Here is a 16,594-nt window from a genome sequence, read left to right as displayed (position 1 = left end):
CATGGCCGGCAGATCCGACCCCATCCCGACCGAGACCGTCGCCGCCCATCCGCAGGCCGGCCGCATCCAGCTGGCGCTGGTCGTCCTTGCGCTGGTCGCGCTGCTGATCGTGCCGCATGTGCTTTATCCGATCTTCCTGATGAAGCTCCTGTGCTTTGCGCTGTTTGCCTCGGCCTTCAACCTGCTCTTGGGCTATACTGGGCTGCTGAGCTTCGGCCATGCCGCCTTCTTCGGCGGGGCGGCCTATTTCACCGCCCATGCGGTGAAGGAATGGGGCTGGCCGCCCGAGGCCGGCGTGGCTCTGGGCGTCGCCGGCGCCGCGCTTCTGGGCCTGGTGATGGGCGCCATCGCCATCCGCCGCCAGGGCATCTATTTCGCCATGATCACGCTGGCGCTGGCACAGATGTTCTTCTTCTTCTGCCTGCAGGCCCGCTTCACCCATGGCGAGGACGGCATCCAGTCCGTGCCGCGCGGGCATCTGTTCGGGGTGATCGACCTGAGCCAGACCATGAACATGTATTACTTCGTGCTGGCGGTCTTCTTGATCGGGCTGCTGGTGATCTGGCGCTTCGTGAACTCGCCCTTCGGCATGATCCTGAAGTCGATCCGGGAAAACGAGCAGCGCGCGATCTCGCTGGGCTATTCGGTGGCGCGCTACAAGCTCGGCGCCTTCGTGATGTCGGCGGCGCTGGCCGGGCTTGCCGGCGGCGTCAAGGCGCTGGTCTTCCAGTTCGCCACCCTGACCGACGTGGCCTGGCAGATGTCGGGCGAGGTCATCCTGATGACGCTTCTGGGCGGCATCGGCACGCTCTTCGGCCCCATCGTCGGCGCCGGCCTGGTGGTCAGCCTGCAGAACTACCTCGCCACCTCCGACTTTCCGGTCACCATCATCACCGGCGTCGTCTTCATGATCTGCGTGCTCTTGTTCCGCCGCGGGCTGGTGGGCGAGTTCTTCGCAACCAAAATCGGCCGGAAACTGGGGTTCCGCGCGCAGTCCTGATCCAGCGGCCCCGAGGGGGCCGCACAAGGAGCCTGACATGGAAAGCTACGACTATATCGTCATCGGCGCGGGCAGCGCCGGATGCGTGCTGGCCAATCGCCTCAGCGCCGACCCCGGCGCCCGGGTGCTGCTGCTCGAGGCCGGGGGCCGCGACAACTACCACTGGATCCATATCCCGGTCGGCTATCTCTACTGCATCGGCAACCCGCGCACCGACTGGGGCTTTCGCACCGCCGAGGAACCCGGGCTGAACGGCCGCGCGCTGATGTATCCGCGCGGCCGGGTGCTGGGCGGCTGTTCCTCGATCAACGGCATGATCTACATGCGCGGCCAGGCGGCGGATTACGACCATTGGCGGCAGCTGGGCTGCACCGGCTGGGGCTGGGACGACGTGCTGCCGCTGTTCCGCGCGCAAGAGGATTTCTATCGCGGCGCCGACGACATGCATGGCGCCGGCGGCGAGCTGCGGGTGGAAACCGCCCGGGTCCGCTGGGCCGTGCTGGATGCCTTCATGGCTGCGGCGGAGCAGGCCGGCATCCCGCGCACGCCCGATTTCAACCGCGGCGACAACGAGGGCGGCGGCTATTTCGACGTCACCCAGCGCCGCGGCTGGCGCTGGAGCGCCGCCAAGGCCTTCCTGCGCCCGGTCGCCCATCGCCCGAACCTGCGCATCCTGACCGGCGCCGAGGTCGAGCGGCTGGTGATCGAGGCGGGCGAGGTCCAGGGCGTGCTCTACCACCACCAGGGCCAGCGCATCGAGGCGCGGGCCACGCGCGAAACCGTGCTGGCGGCCGGGGCCATCGGCTCGGTGCAGATCCTCGAACATTCCGGGGTCGGGCGCGGCGACGTGCTGCAGGCCGCCGGCATCGCGCCCCTGGCCGAGGTCGACGCCCTGGGCGAGAACCTGCAGGACCACCTGCAACTGCGCATGGTCTACAAGGTCTCGGGCGTGCCGACGCTGAACGAAAAGGCCTCGCGCCTGATGGGCAAGGCGGCGATCGGGCTGGAATACGCGCTGAAACGCTCGGGGCCGATGTCGATGGCGCCCAGCCAGCTGGGCATCTTCACCCGCTCGGGGCCGGACAAGGCGACGGCGGATCTGGAATACCACGTCCAGCCGGTCAGCCTGGACAAGTTCGGCGACCCGGTGCACCCCTTCCCGGCCATGACCGCCAGCGTCTGCAACCTGCGGCCGGAAAGCCGCGGCTCGGTCCATGTCACCGGCCCGGATTTCCGCGCCCATCCGGCGATCCGGCCGAATTACCTGTCGACGTCCGCCGACCGCGAGGTCGCGGCCCGCGCGATCCGGCTGACCCGCAAGATTGCCGCGCAACCGGCCTTCAATCGCTTCAACCCCGAGGAATACCTGCCCGGCATCGCCTTCCAGACCGAAGAGGACCTGGTCAAGGCCGCCGGCGCCATCGGCACCACCATCTTCCACCCGGTCGGCACCTGCCGCATGGGCGCCGACGATGCGGCGCCGGTCGATGCGCGGCTGCGCTTCCGGGCATTGGGGCGGCTGCGGGTGGCGGATGCCTCGGTCATGCCGACCATCACCAGCGGCAACACCAATGCGCCGGTGATGATGATCGCCGAAAAGGCCGCGCGGATGATGCGCGAGGACGCGCGGGGCTGAGCTGGCACCGCCGGGACGCCGCCGCGCCGTTGGGCCCCCGAGGGGGGCGCTGCCCCCCTCGCGCTTTCCGGGCCCCTCGACGGGGCCCGGAAAGCGGCCCCCGGGGTATTGGGGGAGCAAAGAAGCCGGGTCACTCGGCCGGACGCCGCCGCAGTCCCAGCAGCTGATAGAGCAGCAGCGCCGCGGCGGTCGAGGTGCCGATGCCGCCAAGCGCGAAGCCGCCGAAGTTCACGGTGAAGTCGCCGCCGCCGAAGATCAGCGCCACGCCGACAGTGAAGAGGTTCCTCGGGTCCGAGAAATCCACCCGGTTGTCGACCCAGATCCGCGCCATGGCCGAGGCGATCAGGCCAAAGACCGACACGGCCAGCCCCGCCAGGACCGGCGCCGGAATGGTCTGCAGGATGGCGCCGAACTTGGGCGACAGGCCCAGCAGGATGGCGATCACCGCCGCCAGCGGAAAGATCAGCGTCGAATAGACCCGTGTCATCGCCATGACGCCGATATTCTCGGCATAGGTGGTGACGCCGGTGCCGCCGCCCATGCCCGCCAGCATGGTGGCCAGCCCGTCGCCCAGGAAGCCCCGGCCGATATAGCGGTCCATGTTCTGCCCGGTAATCGAGCCCAAGGCCTTGATATGGCCAAGGTTCTCGGCCACCAGCACCACGGCGACCGGGGCGATCAGCCCGACGGCGCCCCAGTCGAAGCGCGGCGCGGTGAAATGCGGCACGCCGAACCAGGACGCGGCGGCCACGGCGGCGAAGTCGATGCCCGGCACCAGCCCCAGCCCGTTGCCGCAGATGAGCACCATGAGATAGCCGAAGACCAGCGCCACCAGCACCGCGACCCGGCGAAGCGCCCGTCCGCCATAGACCGAGACCAGCGCCATGCACAGCACCGTCGCCAGCGCGATGCCCAGATGCGCGAAGCTGCCGGCCAGCTGCTTGACCGCGACCGGCGCCAGGTTCAGCCCGATCGCCATGCCGATGGCGCCGGTGACGGCGGGCGGCATCAGCTTCTCGACCCAAGCGGCGCCGATGGCCATGACCAAGAGCCCGATCAGCGCATAGAGCGCGCCGGCGGCGATGATGCCGCCAAGCGCCGTGGCCACGTTCGGGTTCGGCCCGCCGCCGGCAAAACCGGTCGCCGCCATGATGACGGCGATGAAGGCGAAGGAGCTGCCGAGATAGCTTGGCACCCGCCCGCCGGTGATGACGAAGAACAGAAGCGTGCCGATGCCGGAAAAGAACACCGCCACGTTCGGGTCGAAGCCCATGATCAGCGGCGCCAGGATGGTCGAGCCGGACATGGCCAGCAGGTGCTGCAGGCTCATCGGCAGGGCCGCGGCCAGCGGCAGTTTCTCGTCCGGCAGGACGGTGGCGCCGGTCGCGCGGCGCCATTGCGGGAAATAGCCCATCTCGTCTCTCGGGGTCAGGGGTTGCGTCGCCCCCCTCATGCGCGGCTTTGCCGGAAAACGCCAGAGCCGCGCAGCCGCTTCAGTTCCGGGTGGAATCGCCGTGATGTTCGGCCAGGTCCTCGATATGGCTCATGTCGCCCGGGACGTGGTGGCGCGTGCTGCGGTTCCAGACATAGGTCGCCGCCCACAGCACCACGCCGATGCCCAGAAGCCAGCCCGCGACCTTGTACTGGTCCATCTGCGCCGCGCTGCGCGCCCAGGGCCCGGCCAGGAAGGCGCAGGTCGCGGCGCCGATCCAGGGCAGGGCGCGCGGCGCACGGAAATGCGCGTGCCCGACCTGCTGCCGCCGCAGGACCAGCAGCGCGATATTGACCACGGTAAAGACGCAGAGCAGCAGCAGCGCCGTGGTCCCGCCCAGAAGGCTGACCGCCGGCAGGTCCGAGCGCGTGACCACGAACCAGATCAGCCCGAAGGCCAGGGCCGTGGTGAAGATGATCGCGACCCAGGGCGTCCGGCGTTGGCGGTGCACCAGCCCCAGCGCATGCGGCAGCACGCCCTGCCGCGCCAGCCCGTAAAGCAGCCGGCTCGCCATCAGCATGTTGATCAGCGCCGAGTTCGCCACCGCGAACATGCCGATGAAGGGAAAGATCTTGTCAAAGGGGAAATTCGGCGCCCCCGCCCGCACCACCTGGGTCAGGGCCGAGCCCTTGTCCGGGTCCGACAGGTTGCCGACCGGCACCAGCGCCACGGCGCAGATCGCCACCAGCACATAGATCACCCCGGTGATGGCAAGCCCGGTCAGCATGATGCGCGGAAAGATCCGCACCGGGTCCTTGACCTCTTCGGCCATGTTCACCGAATCCTCGAAGCCGACCATGGCGAAGAACGCCAGCGCCGTCGCCGCGGTCAGCGACAGGAACCAGCCCTTCTCGGCCGAGGACTGGAAGATCATCACCTCGGTGAAATCCGCCCTGCCCTGCGCCATGGCGTAAAAGCCGATGAAGATCACCATCAAAAGGCCCGACAGCTCGACGCAGGTCAGCACCACATTGGCCTTGACGCTTTCGCCGACGCCGCGGAAGTTGATCGCCGCGACCAGCGCCATGAACCCCAGCGCCAACACCAGGATGCCCGCGCTGCCCTTCTGGAAGCCCAGGCCGAAGCCGTCGTTCAGAAAGCCCGCGAAGGCGTTCGAGGCCGTCGAGGCCGAGGTGATCCCCGAGCACATGACGGTGAAGGCCACCAGGAAGGTCAGGAAATGGATGCCGAAGGCGCGATGCGTGTAAAGCGCCGCGCCGGCGGCCTGGGGATAGCGCGTCACCAGCTCCATATAGGACATGGCGGTGATGGTGGCGACGGCGAAGGCCACCAGGAAAGGCGCCCAGGCGGCGCCCCCCACCTCGCCCGCGACGGTGCCGGTCAAGGCATAGACCCCGGTGCCCAGGATGTCGCCGACGATGAACAGCAACAACAGCTTCGGGCCCATGACCCGTTTCAATTCGGTCTGGTGCGGCGATGCTGCCGCGGAACTCGCACCTGCGCTCATTATCGTCTCCCTGAACATGTTTTGACTATGGGGTCAGGGTGGGCCGGTTGCGGCCACAGGGCAAGCGCCGCGTGCTATTCGGGCACGGGAATGCCGGTTTCCTTCAGGCAGCGCAGCGCGAAACAGGACCGCGAGTTGCGGATGCCGGGGATGCGGAACAGCCGCTTGCGCAGGAAATCCTCGTAGCCGCGCGTGCCGTTCACCGCCACCTTCAGGATATAGTCGTATTCGCCCGAGACCAGCCAGACCTCGATCACCTCGGACAGCTCGACGATCTGGCGGCCGAAGTTTTCCAGCACGTGCTCGTCATGGCGGTCCAGCACCACCTCGACCAGCACGGTTTCGGGCACGCGCAGCCGGTCGCGGTCCAGGATGGCGGCATAGCCCTTGATATAGCCCTCGGATTCCAGCCGCCGCGTGCGCTGCCAGCAGGGGCTGGGCGACAATCCGACCCGCTCGGCCAGCTGGGTGTTCGACAGCCGGCCGTCGCGGCTGAGCTCGCGCAGGATTCGGCGGTCGATGGCATCCAGGTCAAGCTCGGCAGAAACGTCCGTCATTTTCACCAATCGCAGAATTTCCTTTTCAACTATCGCCTATAGGGAAAAAATTGGAAAGGAAATTTTTGAATCCTCGGGCTATCCTGTTCCTGTATGGGCCAGGGAGGGGCAAATGCGGCAGAGAGAATCCACCAGCGCAACCCACGCGGGAAAGGACCGGCCATGAGCGACGACGGCCTGCCCCCGCTCAGCCTGACCGTGCCGGAGCCCGAGGTGCGCCCCGGCGGCCAGCCCGATTTCTCGCATGTCGCGATCCCGCGCGCTGGCACCGTGCGCCGCCCGGACGTGGACGCCGATCCCGAATCGATCCGCGACCTCGCCTTCACCATCATCCGCGTGCTGAACCGCGAGGGCGAGGCCGTCGGCCCCTGGGCCGAGGCGCTGGACCTGACGCCCGAGGACCTGCTTGCCGGCCTGCGCCACATGATGACACTGCGCATCTATGACGCGCGCATGCTGAACGCGCAACGCCAGCAAAAGACCAGCTTCTACATGCAGCACCTGGGCGAGGAAGCCATTTCCTGCGGCTTCCAGCGTGCGCTTGCGCCGGGCGACATGAACTTCCCGACCTATCGCCAGGCCGGCCTGTTGATCGCGGCCGGCTATCCGCTGAGTTCCATGATGAACCAGGTGTTCTCCAACGCCGACGACCCGATGCGCGGCCGGCAATTGCCGGTCTGCTATTCCTCGCGCGAGCATGGTTTCTTCACCATCTCGGGCAACCTGGCGACGCAATATATCCAGGCGGTGGGCTGGGCCATGGCCTCGGCGATCTCGGGCGACCGCCAGATCTCGGCGGCCTGGATCGGCGACGGCTCGACGGCGGAAAGCGACTTTCACGCCGCGCTGGTCTTCGCCTCGACCTACAAGGCGCCGGTGGTGCTGAACGTGGTCAACAACCAGTGGGCGATCTCGACCTTCCAGGGCATCGCGCGCGGCGGCTCGGGCACCTTCGCGGCGCGCGGCCTGGGCTTCGGCATCCCCTCGCTGCGGGTGGACGGCAACGACTATCTCGCGGTGATGGCGGTGGCGAAATGGGCGGCGGAGCGCGCCCGGCGCAACCTCGGCCCGACGATGATCGAATATGTCACCTATCGCGCCGGCGGGCATTCCACCTCGGACGATCCTTCTGCCTATCGCCCGGCCGAAGAAAGCAATGCCTGGCCGCTGGGCGACCCGATCCTGCGGTTGAAGAACCACCTGATCGCGCTTGGCGCCTGGTCCGAGGAACGCCACGCCCAGGCCGAGGCCGAGATCCTAGCCACGATCAGCACCGAGCAGAAGAAGGCCGAGGCGATCGGCACGCTGCACCAGGGCCAGCACCCCAGCAAGGCCGACATGTTCGAGGACGTCTATGCCGAAATGCCGCCGCATCTTCTGAAGCAACGTCACGAGGCGGGGTTCTGACATGGCACGCATGACGATGATCGAGGCCATCCGCGACGCGCTGGACGTGGCCATGGGCGCCGACCCGACCGTGGTCGTCTTCGGCGAGGACGTGGGCTATTTCGGCGGCGTCTTCCGCTGCACCGCCGGCTTGCAGGCGAAATACGGCAAGACCCGCTGCTTCGACACGCCGATCAACGAATCCGGCATCGTCGGCGCCGGCATCGGCATGGCCGCCTATGGGCTGAAGCCGGTGGTGGAAATCCAGTTCGCCGACTATGTCTATCCGGCCTATGACCAGATCGTGTCCGAGGCGGCGCGGCTGCGCTATCGCTCGGCCGGGCAGTTCACCTGCCCGATGGTGGTGCGCATGCCCACCGGCGGCGGCATCTTCGGCGGCCAGACCCACAGCCAGTCGCCCGAGGCGCTGTTCACCCATGTCACCGGCCTCAAGACCGTGGTGCCCTCGAACCCGCAGGACGCCAAGGGGCTGCTCATGTCGGCCATCGAGGACCCGGACCCGGTGATCTTCCTGGAACCGAAGCGGCTTTACAACGGCCCCTTCGACGGCCATCACGACCGCCCGGTCACCGCCTGGAAGACGCACGAGCTGGGCGAGGTGCCCGAGGGGCATTATACCGTGCCGCTGGGCAAGGCCGTCGTGCGCCGTCCGGGCCAGGCCGCGACGATCCTGACCTATGGCACCATGGTCCATGTCGCGCTGGCGGCGACGGCCGAGTCGGGCGTCGATGCCGAGGTGATCGACCTGCGCACCCTGCTGCCGCTCGACATGGAGACCATCACGGCCTCGGTTAACAAGACCGGCCGCTGCCTGGTGCTGCACGAGGCGACGCTGACCTCGGGCTTTGGCGCCGAACTGGCGGCGCTGGTGCAGGCGGAATGCTTCTGGCATCTCGAGGCGCCGATCCGGCGGGTTGCGGGCTGGGACACGCCCTATCCGCATACGCATGAATGGAGCTATTTCCCCGGCCCCGCACGGGTGGCCGAGGCGCTGCGTCAACTGGTCGAGGTGGCCTGACATGGGTATCCACGCAATCCGCATGCCCGACATCGGCGAAGGCATCGCCGAGGCCGAGATCGCCGAATGGCTGGTCAAGCCCGGCGACGTCCTGCGCGAGGACGACCCGATGGTCGCGGTGATGACCGACAAGGCCACGGTGGAAATCCCCTCGCCCGTCACCGGCACCGTGGTCTGGCAGGCCGGCGCGCCGGGCGAGATCATCGCCGTCGGCGCCGAGCTGATCCGGCTGGAGGTGGACGGCCCCGGCAATGTCGCCGGCGACGCCCCGGCCGCACCATCGCGCCAGGCCGAAACCGCGCCGGCCCCCGAACCCGCCCACGAACCGCCCCCCCACGAGCCGGCTGCGGCCCAGCCCAAGGCCGAACCGGAACCCGAGCCGCCACCCGCCAGGCCCGCGCCCCGCGCCACCACCACCACCACCGCACCGCTGCGCGCCGAGGGCGAAAAGCCCATCGCCTCGCCCTCGGTCCGGGCGCGGGCGCGCGAGGCGGGCGTGGACCTGCGCCTGGTGCGCGGCTCGGGACCGGCGGGCCGGATCGGGCATCAGGATCTCGACGCCTTCATCGCCTCGGGCGGCATTCCGGCACCCTCGGGCCCGCAACCCGACACCTCGGTCGAGGAGATCCGCGTCATCGGCCTGCGCCGCAAGATCGCCGAGCGCATGGAGGCCGCCAACCGCGTCCCCCAGATCACCATCGTCGAAGAGGTGGACGCGACCGCGCTGGAGGATCTGCGCGCCCGCATGAACGCCCATGGCAAGGGGCCGAAGCTGAACCCCCTGGCCTTCATCGCCCGCAGCGTCGTGCGCGCCGTGCATGAACAGCCGATCCTGAACGCGCATTACGACGCCGAGGCCAGCCTGATCCGCCGCTTCGGCGCCGTGCACCTGGGCATCGCCGCACAGACGCCCTCGGGCCTGATGGTCCCGGTCCTGCGCCATGCCGAGGCGCTGGACCTGCGCGCCACCGCCGCGGAAATCGCCCGCATCGGCGCCGCCGCCAAGGAGGGCACCGCGAAACGCGACGAGCTGACCGGCTCGACCATCACCATCACCTCGCTGGGCCCCTTGGGCGCCATCGCCTCGACCCCGATCCTGAACGTGCCCGAGGTTGCCATCGTCGGCGTCAACCGGCTGGCGGTGCGGCCGCATTGGAACGGCGCCGCCTTCGAGCCGCGCAAGATGATGAACCTGTCCTGCAGCTTCGACCACCGGGTGATCGACGGCTGGGACGCCGCCACCTTCGTGGCGCGGCTGAAAGAGCTGCTGGAGACCCCGGCGCTGATCTTCGTGGAGGGCTGAGCGATGCGCGAGATCCAATGCAGGCTGCTGATCCTCGGCGCCGGCCCCGGCGGCTATGTCTGCGCCATCCGCGCCGGGCAATTGGGCGTCGACACCGTCATCGTCGATGCCGAGCCACCGGGCGGCACCTGCCTCAACGTCGGCTGCATCCCCTCGAAGGCGCTGATCCACGCGGCCGAGGAATTCCACCGCATCGCGGCGCTGTCCTCGACTGCCGCGATGGGCATTTCGGCCGGGCCGCCGACCCTCGACCTGGCCGCCACCATGGCCTGGAAGGACGGCATCGTCAGCCGCCTGACCGGCGGCGTGGCGACGCTGCTGCGCAAGGCCAAGGTGCGGCTGGTGACCGGCATGGCCACCATCCGCGACGGCAAGACCGTCGAGGTGGCGACCCCCGAAGGCCCGGTCCGCATCCGCACCGAGGTGCTGGTCATCGCCACCGGCTCGGAGCCGATCGAGATCCCGTCCCTGCCCTTCGGCGGCAAGGTGATCTCCTCGACCGGGGCGCTGGCCCTGACCGAGGTGCCGGAACGGCTCGCCGTGGTCGGCGGCGGCTATATCGGGCTGGAACTGGGCATCGCCTTCGCCAAGCTCGGCGCCGCGGTCACCGTGGTCGAGGCCGGGCCGCGCATCCTGCCGCAATATGACGCCGAACTGACCCGGCCGGTCGCGCAGCGGCTGACGGCGCTTGGCATCCGCGTGCTGACCGGCGCCCGCGCCGGCGGCCTCTCGGACAGCGGCGCCCTGCGCGTGGCCGCCGCCGACGGGGCCGAGGAGATCGCCGCCGACAAGGTGCTGATCACGGTCGGCCGCCGCCCCCGCGCCACCGGCGCCGGCATCGACGGGCTGCGCCTGGCCATGGCCGGCCCGTTCCTGAAGATCGACGAGCGTTGCCGCACCTCGATGACCGGCGTTCTGGCCATCGGCGACGTGACGGGCGAGCCGATGCTGGCGCATCGCGCCATGGCCCAGGGCGAGATGGTCGCGGAACTGGTCGCGGGCCAGCCGCGCGCCTGGGACAAGCGCGCGATCCCGGCGGTCTGCTTCACCGACCCGGAAATCGTCAGCGTCGGCCTCGGCCCCGACGAGCTGCGCAGCCAGGGCCATGAGCCGCTGATCGGCCTGTTCCCCTTCGCCGCCAACGGCCGGGCGATGACGGCGGATGACGAGACCGGCTTCATCCGCGTCACCGCGCGGCCCGACACGCATGAGGTGCTGGGCATCCAGGCGGTCGGCGCCGGCGTCGCGGAACTGGCCGGCGGCTTCGCGCTGGCGCTGGAGATGGGCGCAAGGCTCGAAGACATCGCCGGCACCATCCACGCCCACCCGACCCGGGGCGAGGCGCTGCACGAGGCCTGCCTGCGCGCCCTGGGCCACGCGCTGCACATCTGAAGGCCGGCGCGCCCGCGGAACCGGGCGCCCGCCTTGGCGGTTCGGCATCACCGATCACGCGAAGGACAGCACGATGCAGGACCTGCAATTCACCCCCGGCCGCAACTGCTGGCGGGTCGCCACGGCGCGCTGCTTTTCGGTCATCGTCGACGGCGCCGATTATTTCCGCGCCCTGCGCGAATCGCTGCTCAAGGCCCGGCGGCTGGTGATCCTGATCGGCTGGGACTTCGACTTCGAGATCGAGATGCTGCCCGGCGAAAGCGACGCCGACGGCGACGCGCCCGACGGCATGCCGAACCAGATCGGCCCCTTCCTCGACGCGCTGGTGGACCGCCGCCCCGGGCTTGACATCTACCTGCTGAAATGGAGCGGCGGGGCGCTGATCGCGCCGGGCGGGCTGTTGCCGGCGGCGCGGATCAAGTTCCTGTCGCCCGAACAGATCCACCTGGCCTTCGACGGCCGCCACCCGATCGGCGCCTGCCACCACCAGAAGATCGTCGCCATCGACGATTCGCTGGCCTTCTGCGGCGGCATCGACGTGACCGACGGGCGCTGGGACAGCCGCGACCACACGCCCGGCGACCCCTGCCGCCGGCTGCGCGACGGCGCGGTGGCCCAGCCCTGGCACGATGCCACCACCGTGCTTTCCGGCCCCGCCGCCGCCGCGCTCAGCCGGCTCGGCCGCGCCCGCTGGGCTCGCGCCAACGATGCCGAGATGGACGAGGATTTCCGCCCCGGCGCCGATCTGTGGCCCGACAGCATCCCGGTCGGCTTTCACGACGTGCCCATCGCCATCGCCCGCACCCAGCCGCCGGAATCCGACAAGCCCAGCATCGCCGAGATCGAGCATCTCTATCTGGACAGCATCGCCGCGGCCCGCGATTGCATCTATCTGGAATCGCAGTATTTCGCCGCCGACAGCATCACCGCCGCCATCGCCCGCCGCCTGGCCGAGCCGGACGGCCCCGAGGTGATCATCGTCAACCCCCGCGCCGCCCAGGGCATGGTCGAGGACGAGGCGATGCACGTCACCCGCAGCCGCATGATCCGTCAGCTGCGGGCGCTGGACCGGCACGACCGCTTCCGCATCCTCTACCCGGTGAATGCGACGGGCGAGGACATCTATGTCCATGCCAAGGTCTCGATCGTGGACGACCGGCTGTTGCGCGTCGGCTCCGGCAACATCGACCGCCGCTCGATGGGCTTCGACACCGAATGCGACGTGGCGTTGCTGGCCAAGGACGCCGCCGACCGCCGCGCCGTCCGCGCGCTGCGCGACGGGCTGATCGCCGAACACCTGGGCCGCGACCCGGCCGAGGTGGCGCGCCGCATCGACGACACCGGCAGCGTGATCGCCGCCATCCAGCACCTGAACCGCGCCACCGGCCGCCGTCTGCGCCCCATCCGCCCGCGCAAGGAAACCCTGCTCGGCAGCCTGCTGGCCGACACACGCTTCTTCGACCCGCGCTATCGCCGCAGCGCCCAGGCCCGGCTGGGCATCACCTCGCGCCATGTCATGCTGGGCGGGGCGGCGCTGGCGGCCGGGCTGTTCCTGTGGTGCAGGACCCGGCCGAGCAGGCCGCGCCAGGACTAGCCGGCGTCGCGCTCGGCAAAGGCCCAGGCGCGAAACGCCGCCGCATCCTCGGCCAGCGCCGGCGGCAGCGCCTCGGTGCAAAGCAGGTAATAGTCGAACTGGTCCAGCACCGCCTCGGCCGACAGCTGCACCAGCCGGCCCGAATCGAGGTCGTCGCGGATCATCGCCAGCGGGCACAGCGCCACCCCCTGCCCGGCCAGCGCGGCGGCGCGCAGCAGGTTGAAATCCTCGAACAGCGGCCCGGGATCCTGCGGGTCCAGCCCCGATCCCGCCTGCGCCAGCCATTCCGCCCAGCCCGAGCGGTCGGTGTCGTGCAACAGCCCCGCCGCCTTGATCTCGGCCACCGTCGCCGTCGCCGGCAGCCGCTGCGGGCTGCACACCGGCACGCAGGCCCCCGACAGAAAGGCCAGCGTCTCGACCCCCGGCAGCTGCGGCACCCGGTCGGCATAGACGAAGGCCAGGTGAGTCGCGCTGAAGTCGATCTCATGCCCGTGCATGGCATAGACCACGCGCAGCGCCACCTCGGGGTGGCTTTCGCGGAACCGCGCCAGCCGCGGGATCAGCCAGCAGATCGCGACCGAGGGGATGGCCGCGATCACCAGCACCCGGTCCTGGCGGGCTTGGGCGATGCGCCGGCAGGCGGCGTCGATCTCGGCGAAGGACAGGCTCAGCGTCCGCGCAAGCTCTTGTCCTGCTGGCAGAATTCGCGGCCGCGCGCCGGAGCGGTCGAACAGCGGCACCCGCAGGAAATCCTCCAGGTGCCGGATCTGGTGGCTGACGGCCGACTGGGTGACGAACAGCGCATCCGCCGCCGCCTTGAAGCTTTTCAACCGCGCCGCCGCCTCGAAGGCCCGCAGCGCATTCAGCGGAGGCAGCGGCATCCCGGCCCCTTCCGGCTTGAGATTTTCTCACAGAAAGCATGAGAAACCGTCTTTTGACAAGACCGGCCCGCAACCCCGATCCTGCTGCCATCCCCAAGGACAGGAGAGCCCCATGACCACCCGCGAACGGCTGCAGAACTATGTCGGCAACGGCAGCAAGGCGCAGCCGACCTTCTCGGCCGCCGAGATGCAGCGCCGCCACGATGCCATCCGCGCCCATATGGCCCAGGCCGGCGTCGATGCGGCGCTGTTCACCAGCTACCACAACATCAACTACTACGCCGATTTCCTGTATTGCCAGTTCGGCCGGCGCTATGGCTTCCTGATCGACCACGACCACGCCACCTCGATCAGCGCCGGCATCGACGGCGGCCAGCCCTGGCGCCGCACCTTCGGCAACAACCTGACCTATACCGACTGGCAAAAAGACAACTATTTCCACGCCATCCGCCAGATCGTGGGCGCCGCGAAACGCATCGGCATCGAATTCGACCATGTCACGCTCGACCTGCTGGCGCTTCTGAAATCGGAATTCCCCGGCGTCGAATTCGTCGACATCGCCGCCCCGGCGATGCGGCTGCGCATGGTGAAATCGCCCGAGGAAATCGCCCATATCACCCAGATGACCCGCATCGCCGACATCGGCGGCGCCGCCTGCGTCGAGGCCACCGCCGTCGGCACGCCCGAACACGAGGTCGCGCTGCACTCCACCGCCACCATGGTGCGCGAGATCGCCAAAACCTGGCCCGAGGCCGAGCTTCTGGACACCTGGACCTGGTTCCAGTCCGGCATCAACACCGACGGCGCCCACAACCCGGTCACCTCGCGCAAGATCGAGGCCGGCGACATCCTGTCCCTGAACTGCTTCCCGATGGTCGCCGGCTATTACGTCGCGCTGGAGCGCACGCTCTTTGCCGAACATGCCAGCGACGAACACCTGCGGCTGTGGGAAATCAACTGCAAGGTCCACGACCGCGGCAAGGAGCTGCTCGTGCCCGGCGCGAAATGCGCCGACATCGCCGCCGAGCTGAACGAGATCTATGCCGCCGAAAACCTGCTGCAATACCGCAGCTTCGGCTATGGCCACAGCTTCGGCGTGCTCTGCCACTATTACGGCCGCGAGGCCGGGCTGGAACTGCGCGAGGATTGCGACACCGTGCTGGAACCCGGCATGGTCGTCTCGATGGAGCCGATGATCACCATCCCCGACCACCTGCCCGGCGCCGGCGGCTATCGCGAACACGACATCCTGGTGATCGAGGAGACCGGCAACCGCAACATCACCGGCTTCCCCTACGGCCCCGAACACCTGATCGTCCGGGGCAAGGCCAAGGCCGCCTGATCCAGGAACCGGCGGGGCCAGAAGCCCCGCCGGTTTTCGCTTTTGCCAGCATGCAAAGCCGTCCGGCCGACCGGGAGGGTCGCGCCGTCGACGATGATCGTCACCATCATCGGTTCCCATGGGAGGAGACCATGACCGCTATGACCATCCCCGCCGCTGCGGGCCCGAACGGCGTGTCCGACGCCCAGGCCAGCCCGGCCGTCCTGCGCAAGGTTCTGACCGCCAGTTTCATCGGCAATTTCGTCGAATGGTTCGACTATGCCTCCTATGGCTATTTCGCCACCGTGATCGCCGCGGTCTTCTTTCCCGAGATCGCGCCGCAGGCCGCGCTGCTGGCGACCTTCGCGGTCTTCGCGATCTCCTTCGTCATCCGCCCGATCGGCGGCATCGTCTGGGGCAGCATCGGCGACCGCATCGGCCGCAAGACCGCGCTGTCCTGGTCGATCCTCATCATGTCCGGGGCAACGACCGTCATCGCCCTGCTGCCGTCCTATCACCAGATCGGCATGCTGGCGCCGGTGCTGCTGCTCATCGTGCGCATGGTGCAGGGCTTTTCCGCCTCGGGCGAATATGCCGGGGCGACGTCCTTCCTGGCCGAATATGCGCCGCCCGCAAAACGCGGCTTCTACACCAGCATGGTGCCCGCCAGCACGGCCGCCGGGCTGCTGGCCGGATCGCTGATGTCGGCGCTGCTGTTTTCGCAGCTCGAGACCGCGCAACTGCATGGCTGGGGCTGGCGGCTGCCGTTCCTGCTGGCCTTTCCGCTGGGCCTGGTCGGGCTCTATATCCGGCTGAAGCTCGAGGACACGCCGAAGTTCCGCGAGCTGGAAGCAAAGCACCATGTCGAAGCGACGCCGATCAAGGAACTGTTCACCACCTATCGCAAGCCGATCATCCGCGCCTTTGCCGTCACCTGCCTGAACGCCGTCGGCTTCTATCTGATCCTCAGCTACATGCCGACCTATCTCATCACCGAAATGGGCATGGAGGAAAGCGCCTCGTTTCTGGCCAACAGCATCGCGCTTTTTGCCTATATCTTCCTGATCTTCCTGATGGGCCTGCTGTCGGATCGCTTCGGGCGCAAGACGGCGCTGATCGCGGCCTCGGTGCTGTTCATCGTCCTGACCGTGCCGCTGTTCGGCATGCTGGACGGCGCCAGCTTCGCGATGATCGTGCTGATCCAGGTGATTTTCGGGGCGCTGCTGACCGTGAACGACGGCACGCTGCCCTGCTTCCTGACCGAGATCTTTCCGACCCGGGTGCGCTATTCCGGCTTTGCCTTCAGCTTCAACACCGCCAATGCGCTGTTCGGCGGCACGGCGCCCTTCGTCGCCACCTGGCTGATCGGCGCCACCGGCAGCAAGACCGCCCCGGCCTGGTATCTGGTCGCAGCCGCAGTCGTGGCCCTGGTCGCCATGCTGGCCGCGCGCGAAACCGCCGGCAAGCCCTTGCGCGACTGACGCAGCACGGACGCTTGCCCCGACGCGGGCAGGCGTCCTAGGCT

The 16,594-nt window shown here is 68.7% G+C and carries 13 protein-coding genes; 9 read left to right on the top strand and 4 right to left on the bottom strand.

Features of this window, described 5'->3' with window-relative positions:
- Position 1: 1 nt before the first annotated feature.
- Both ASV56_RS20555 and ASV56_RS20550 read left to right on the top strand, forming a co-directional pair.
- Positions 2-1,000, top strand: coding sequence for a branched-chain amino acid ABC transporter permease (locus ASV56_RS20555; protein WP_156429265.1), 999 nt, complete (start codon positions 2-4; stop codon positions 998-1,000).
- Between the two features lie 37 nt (positions 1,001-1,037).
- Positions 1,038-2,636, top strand: a complete 1,599-nt coding sequence (locus tag ASV56_RS20550; protein WP_062563840.1) for a GMC family oxidoreductase — start codon at positions 1,038-1,040, stop codon at positions 2,634-2,636.
- Positions 2,637-2,766: 130 nt separating this feature from the next.
- On the opposite strand, the gene ASV56_RS20545 is transcribed toward ASV56_RS20550, so the two are convergent.
- From ASV56_RS20545 to ASV56_RS20535, 3 genes are all read right to left on the bottom strand, one after another.
- Positions 2,767-4,089, bottom strand: coding sequence for a solute carrier family 23 protein (locus ASV56_RS20545; RefSeq protein WP_253880192.1), 1,323 nt, complete (start codon positions 4,087-4,089; stop codon positions 2,767-2,769).
- Positions 4,090-4,129: 40 nt separating this feature from the next.
- Positions 4,130-5,536 (bottom strand): APC family permease, encoded by a 1,407-nt coding sequence (locus ASV56_RS20540; protein ID WP_156429264.1) that lies wholly within the window; start codon positions 5,534-5,536, stop codon positions 4,130-4,132.
- Between the two features lie 134 nt (positions 5,537-5,670).
- Complete coding sequence (locus ASV56_RS20535; protein WP_062563837.1) at positions 5,671-6,153, bottom strand: Lrp/AsnC family transcriptional regulator; 483 nt, start codon at positions 6,151-6,153, stop codon at positions 5,671-5,673.
- A 162-nt stretch (positions 6,154-6,315) separates the two neighbouring features.
- Between ASV56_RS20535 and ASV56_RS20530 the strand changes: the two genes are divergently transcribed.
- The 5 genes from ASV56_RS20530 (at position 6,316) to ASV56_RS20510 (ending at position 12,867) form a co-directional block, all read left to right on the top strand.
- Complete coding sequence (locus ASV56_RS20530; RefSeq protein ID WP_062563836.1) at positions 6,316-7,560, top strand: 3-methyl-2-oxobutanoate dehydrogenase (2-methylpropanoyl-transferring) subunit alpha; 1,245 nt, start codon at positions 6,316-6,318, stop codon at positions 7,558-7,560.
- Between the two features lies 1 nt (position 7,561).
- On the top strand, positions 7,562-8,578 hold the full coding sequence (locus tag ASV56_RS20525; protein WP_062563835.1) for an alpha-ketoacid dehydrogenase subunit beta: 1,017 nt from the start codon (positions 7,562-7,564) through the stop codon (positions 8,576-8,578).
- Position 8,579: 1 nt separating this feature from the next.
- Positions 8,580-9,881 carry a dihydrolipoamide acetyltransferase family protein gene (locus tag ASV56_RS20520; protein ID WP_062563834.1) on the top strand — a complete coding sequence of 434 codons (1,302 nt, stop codon included), beginning with the start codon at positions 8,580-8,582 and terminating at the stop codon, positions 9,879-9,881.
- A 3-nt stretch (positions 9,882-9,884) separates the two neighbouring features.
- Positions 9,885-11,273, top strand: coding sequence for a dihydrolipoyl dehydrogenase (gene lpdA, locus ASV56_RS20515; RefSeq protein ID WP_062563833.1), 1,389 nt, complete (start codon positions 9,885-9,887; stop codon positions 11,271-11,273).
- A 73-nt stretch (positions 11,274-11,346) separates the two neighbouring features.
- Entirely contained in the window at positions 11,347-12,867 is a 1,521-nt protein-coding gene (locus tag ASV56_RS20510; RefSeq protein WP_062563832.1) for a phospholipase D-like domain-containing protein, read from the top strand.
- Here the strand turns inward: ASV56_RS20510 and ASV56_RS20505 are convergent.
- A complete protein-coding gene (locus ASV56_RS20505) occupies positions 12,864-13,748 on the bottom strand; it encodes a LysR substrate-binding domain-containing protein (protein WP_062563831.1) in 885 nt (294 codons plus the stop codon). The two genes, ASV56_RS20510 and ASV56_RS20505, sit on opposite strands and share 4 nt — an antisense overlap.
- Before the next feature lie 112 nt (positions 13,749-13,860).
- Here ASV56_RS20505 and ASV56_RS20500 point away from each other — a divergent pair, with 112 nt between their 5' ends.
- Together ASV56_RS20500 and ASV56_RS20495 are read left to right on the top strand one after the other, a co-directional pair.
- Positions 13,861-15,090, top strand: a complete 1,230-nt coding sequence (locus ASV56_RS20500) for an aminopeptidase P family protein (RefSeq protein WP_062563830.1) — start codon at positions 13,861-13,863, stop codon at positions 15,088-15,090.
- A gap of 131 nt (positions 15,091-15,221) precedes the next feature.
- Entirely contained in the window at positions 15,222-16,550 is a 1,329-nt protein-coding gene (locus tag ASV56_RS20495) for an MFS transporter (RefSeq protein ID WP_062563829.1), read from the top strand.
- Positions 16,551-16,594 lie beyond the last annotated feature (44 nt).

This window comes from Paracoccus aminovorans (assembly GCF_001546115.1).
GTDB classification, from domain to species: Bacteria; Pseudomonadota; Alphaproteobacteria; order Rhodobacterales; family Rhodobacteraceae; genus Paracoccus; species Paracoccus aminovorans_B.
The sequence above is the reverse complement of the archived record's forward strand: the minus strand, read 5'-3'. Positions and strand labels throughout refer to the sequence as shown.